We start from the raw sequence: 4,653 nt of genomic DNA on the forward strand, positions 1-4,653 counted from the left end.
AGGCTGCGATATTTTGATCTGGCTTTAAAGATCAAGATCAAAAGATCGCAGCCTGCGGCAGCTCCTACAGGGGGCGCATTGTTTACTGAATAAAAGCTGAACCATTCTCAAATACTTCGCAAGTTTAAGCGCATTGCCAAAAGCCAACTATTCGTTGGCGTCTTTTTCACAAAAAATTGATGCTTGCCTGCTTAAAGTTTCTCGTGCCTTAGTTGATGAAATTTTCACAATTGAAATTTCTTTCATGGACCGAGGCTCTTCTTTTCAGGAATCGCCCTTTCTATGTTGAAGTTAAAAGCCGTGCGCCCGGAATGGGTGACGTTGATTGCCAGTGCCTTTCTTTTAATCGGCTGCAATGTTGTCCTTTGGCAACACCTGTTCGAGATTACCGGCGCCGATGGCAAGGGCATCGCCATACGCGTGGCGTTCGGGGTAATGATCCTCGCGGCATTCAACATTGTGCTGACGTTTCTGGCCTTTCGTCCGCTGCTCAAACCGCTGTTGACGCTGATATTCCTGGTCAGCGCCGGCGTGGCTTACTTCATGAGTCAATATGGCGTCATGATCGATGCCGGCATGTTCCGTAACTTTGCCGAAACCAATGCAACGGAAATGCGAGATCTGCTCTCGTTAAAGTTGTTTGCTTATCTTCTGTTGCTCGGTGTCTTGCCTTCATTTTTGTTGTGGAAGTTACCGATTAATTATCGTCGCTGGCACCGTGAGTTGCTCAGTAAAGTTATTGTCAGTGTCGCCTCGGTCGCGGTAATTGGCGGCGTAGCCCTGGCCAACTATCAGGGCTTGTCTTCATTGTTTCGCAACCATCACGAAATTCGCCTGATGTTGGTGCCCAGCAATTACATTGGCGCTTCGGCTGGTTACCTGCGTGAGCAAGTGGTTTCGGCGCAGCAACCGTTCGTCAAGATCGGCGAAGACGCCCAGCGTAATCCCGATCTGAAACTCCAGCCGCGCAAATCCCTGACCGTGCTGGTTGTGGGTGAGAGCGCCCGTGCGGAGAACTTCGGCATTCTTGGCTACAACCGCGATACAACGCCGCAACTCGATAAGGAAGCCGGGTTGATTGCCTTCACCGATGTACATTCCTGCGGCACGGAAACGGCTGTTTCGGTGCCGTGCATGTTCTCCAACATGGGTCGCAAGGATTACGACGCCAGCAAGGCGAAGAATGAAGAAGGTCTGCTCGACGTGCTCAAGCGTGCCGGTATCGACGTGATCTGGCGTGACAACCAGTCCGGCTGCAAAGGCACTTGCGATCGCGTCACCCTGCAAGATGTCAGCAACCTGAAAGACCCGGCGCTGTGCGCCAACAGCGAGTGCCGCGACGAAATCCTCCTGCAAGGCCTGCAGAGTTTTATCGATCATCTCGACAAGGACACCGTTCTGGTTCTGCATCAAATGGGCAGCCATGGCCCGGAATACTTCAAGCGTTATCCGAAGGAATACGAGCACTTCACCCCGGTATGTGAAAGTAACGCGCTGAATAACTGCAGCCGCGAAAGTATCGTCAACGGTTACGACAACACGCTGGTGTATACCGACCATGTGCTGTCGAGCCTGATCGATGTATTGCGCAGCAATCAGGACAAAGTCGATACCGCCATGTTGTACCTGTCGGACCACGGTGAGTCGCTTGGTGAATACAACCTGTTCCTGCACGGTACGCCTTACATGCTGGCGCCGGAGCAACAAAAGCATGTCGCGATGCTGGCGTGGTTCTCCGATAACTATCAGAAGGCTTATTCGGTCGACACCCATTGCCTGCAGATGAGCCGCGATAAACCGCTGAGCCAGGACAACCTGTTCCACTCGATGCTGGGTCTGCTGGAGGTCAAGAGCAAGGTCTATCAGCCGGATCTGGACATGTTTGCCGGTTGCCGTGGCGCGGTGATCGACGGCGTGCTCGCCAAGGAATGAGTCCAATCGGCTCCGTCGTGCTGACGCGTCGGGCCTGTCTGTTTCCACTGTCAGACTATTCTTGCTCTCTGGCAGGACATTTCGTTACAGCTCTTGCCCTTCACAGGCGCGTAAATCGCCGGTGGCGATATATACTGCGCGCCATTCTTCAAGGGAGAGCCGTGTGGCCATCGATATTCACTGGATTCGCGACAACGAAAGCCTCGCGCAGTTTTGCGCCGAGTGGCAGCAGCTGCCGTTCGTTGCCCTCGACACCGAATTCATGCGGGTCGACACCTTCTACCCGATTGCCGGCCTGCTGCAGGTCGGCGACGGCAAACGCGCCTACCTGATCGATCCGCTGACCATCAACGCCTGGCAACCGCTGGCCGCGTTGCTGGAAAACCCGGCGGTGCTCAAAGTCCTGCACGCCTGCAGCGAAGACCTCGAAGTGCTGTTGCGCCTGACCGGCAGCCTGCCGGCGCCGATGTTCGACACACAACTGGCCGCGGCTTACCTGAACCTCGGTTTCTCGATGGGCTATTCGCGGCTGGTGCAGGAAGTGCTCGGCATCGAACTGCCGAAGGGCGAGACTCGCTCCGATTGGTTGCAGCGTCCGTTGTCCGACACGCAAATCAGCTACGCCGCCGAAGACGCCGTGCACTTGGCGGAGGTTTTCGTACAGCTGCGGCCGAAACTGTCTGACGACAAATTCGCCTGGGTGCTGGAGGACGGTGCCGAACTGGTCGCCAACCTGCGCCGCGAAACCGATCCTTACGAGGTTTATCGCGAGGCCAAACTGGCGTGGAAACTCTCGCGTGCGCAACTGGCCGTACTGCGTGAACTGTGCGCCTGGCGGGAAACCGAAGCCCGCGCCCGCGATCTGCCGCGCAACCGCATTGTCCGCGAGCATTCGCTGTGGCCGCTGGCCCGCACGCAACCGGACAACCTCGCCGCCCTGGGCAAGATCGAAGACATGCACCCGCGTACCGTGCGTCAGGACGGCCAATTTCTGCTTGATCTGATCAAGCGCTCTGGCAGTGTGGGGCCTGATCAATGGCCGCCGGCCGTAGCGGAGCCATTGCCGATCGAAGCCGCTGCGTTGATCAAACAACTGCGCGCATTGGGTCAGGCGGAGGCCGAGCGTCTGGGCATTGCCCCGGAACTGATGCTGCGCAAGAAAACCCTCGAAGCCCTGGTCAAAAGCGGTTATCCCGAGGGTCCTTACCAATTGCCTGAGTCGTTGCGTGGCTGGCGCCGCGAACTCATGGGTCAGAAGCTGCTCGACAGCCTGGCCACCGCCGGAGAACAGCCTTGAAACGTATTTGTTCCATCTACCAAAGCTCCAAGCGCAGCGGCATGTACCTTTACGTGCTCAAGAGCGATGCGCTTGAGCGTGTGCCGGAAGCGCTGATGCTGGCGTTCGGCAAGCCGAAGCATTCCTTCGATCTGGTGCTGTCGCCCGAGCGCAAACTGGCCAGCGAAGACATCGTCGTGGTCCTGGAGAACCTCGACAAGCAGGGCTACCACCTGCAGATGCCGCCGGCCGAGGACGAGTATATCGAGCACTTGCCCGAAGAGTTGTTGCGACGCAACGACCCGGTCTGATCTGCGAGGCTCTGTTCTGAGTCTCGGTTTACCCTGGAACTGTTTTTACCGCGATGGCCGCCCGAATCCGGCGGCCGTTTGCACGGTTTGCGAAAGGTTTGAAGATGCGCGTTCTGATTGCTGAACACGACCACGCGATATACGCCCGGCTGCTGCGTCAGGCAGCGCCCGAGCTTGAAGTACTGACCAGCGGCGACTCCGCCGAGCTGGCCCGGCAGGCGGCCGATTGCCCGGTGTGGCTTGGGCAACCGGATCTATTGGCGACCCTGCTGCGCCAAGGGCACCAGCCACAGTGGCTGCAATCGACCTGGGCCGGCATTACGCCGTTACTCGCGGACGGTTTGCGCCGTGATTACCGCTTGACCCGTGCAGTGGGGATTTTCGGTCAGGTGATGGCCGAGTACGTGCTGACCTATATCCTCGGCCATGAGCGCGAAGTGCTGGCGCGCCTGGTCAGCCAGGTCGAACGCAAGTGGGACAATCGTAGCGGCCAGAGCCTGGTCGGACGCAAAGTGCTGATCGTCGGCACCGGTGACATCGGCCAGAGCGTGGCGCAGTTCCTGCTGCCGTTCGGCATAGAGTTATACGGCATCGCCAGCACTGCCCGCGAGCAGGCGCCGTTTGTCGAAGTCGGCTCGATGGCCGATCTGCCACGGCTGGTGGGCGAGGTGGATTACGTGGTCAATCTGCTGCCGAATACCGAGCACACCCACGATATTTACGACGCGGCGCTGTTCAAGCAATTCAAGCCGACCGGGTTGTTCATCAACGCCGGGCGCGGTGTCGCGGTGGTTGACGCGGATCTGGTGGAAGCCCTGAAGGAAGGGCATCTGGCGGGGGCGGTGATCGACGTTTGCCGTCAGGAGCCATTGCCACAGCGGCATCCGTTCTGGACCGCGTGGGGTTTGCTGCTGACCGGGCACAGTTCGGCGCCGACGTCACCGGCGTTGATGGTGCAGCTGTTTGTCGAGAACCTGAAGGCGTATCAGGCGGGTGAGGCGTTGCGCGGGGAAGTGGATTTCAACCGCGGCTACTGATCTCCTTGCTTCAGATCGTTCCCACGCTCCGCGTGGGAATGCAGCCGGGGACGCTCCGCGTCCCATTGGAACGCGGAGCGTCCCTTGAGTCGTTCCC

General features: G+C 58.2%; 4 protein-coding genes. All 4 read left to right on the plus strand.

From position 1 onward, the window contains the following. Positions 1–282 precede the first annotated feature (282 nt). The 4 genes from PMI23_RS14845 (at position 283) to PMI23_RS14860 (ending at position 4,556) form a co-directional block, all read left to right on the plus strand. Positions 283–1,932 (plus strand): phosphoethanolamine transferase, encoded by a 1,650-nt coding sequence (locus PMI23_RS14845; RefSeq protein WP_007911354.1) that lies wholly within the window; start codon positions 283–285, stop codon positions 1,930–1,932. A 163-nt stretch (positions 1,933–2,095) separates the two neighbouring features. After that, positions 2,096–3,229 (plus strand): ribonuclease D, encoded by a 1,134-nt coding sequence (rnd, locus tag PMI23_RS14850; RefSeq protein ID WP_007911352.1) that lies wholly within the window; start codon positions 2,096–2,098, stop codon positions 3,227–3,229. After that, positions 3,226–3,519 carry a YcgL domain-containing protein gene (locus PMI23_RS14855; protein ID WP_007911350.1) on the plus strand — a complete coding sequence of 98 codons (294 nt, stop codon included), beginning with the start codon at positions 3,226–3,228 and terminating at the stop codon, positions 3,517–3,519. Before rnd ends, PMI23_RS14855 begins: the two co-directional genes overlap by 4 nt. Before the next feature lie 104 nt (positions 3,520–3,623). Next, positions 3,624–4,556: a D-2-hydroxyacid dehydrogenase gene (locus PMI23_RS14860; protein ID WP_007911347.1), complete on the plus strand. Its 933-nt coding sequence runs from the start codon at positions 3,624–3,626 to the stop codon at positions 4,554–4,556. Positions 4,557–4,653: the final 97 nt, after the last annotated feature.

Source organism: Pseudomonas sp. GM24 (assembly GCF_000282235.1).
In the GTDB taxonomy this organism is placed as follows: Bacteria; Pseudomonadota; Gammaproteobacteria; order Pseudomonadales; family Pseudomonadaceae; genus Aquipseudomonas.

What these genes read in the sequence shown, in the direction of transcription:
- PMI23_RS14860 (WP_007911347.1), top strand. Translation starts at nt 3,624, where the DNA reads ATGCGCGTTCTGATTGCTGAACACGACCACGCGATATACGCCCGGCTG.
- PMI23_RS14845 (WP_007911354.1), top strand. Translation starts at nt 283, where the DNA reads ATGTTGAAGTTAAAAGCCGTGCGCCCGGAATGGGTGACGTTGATTGCC.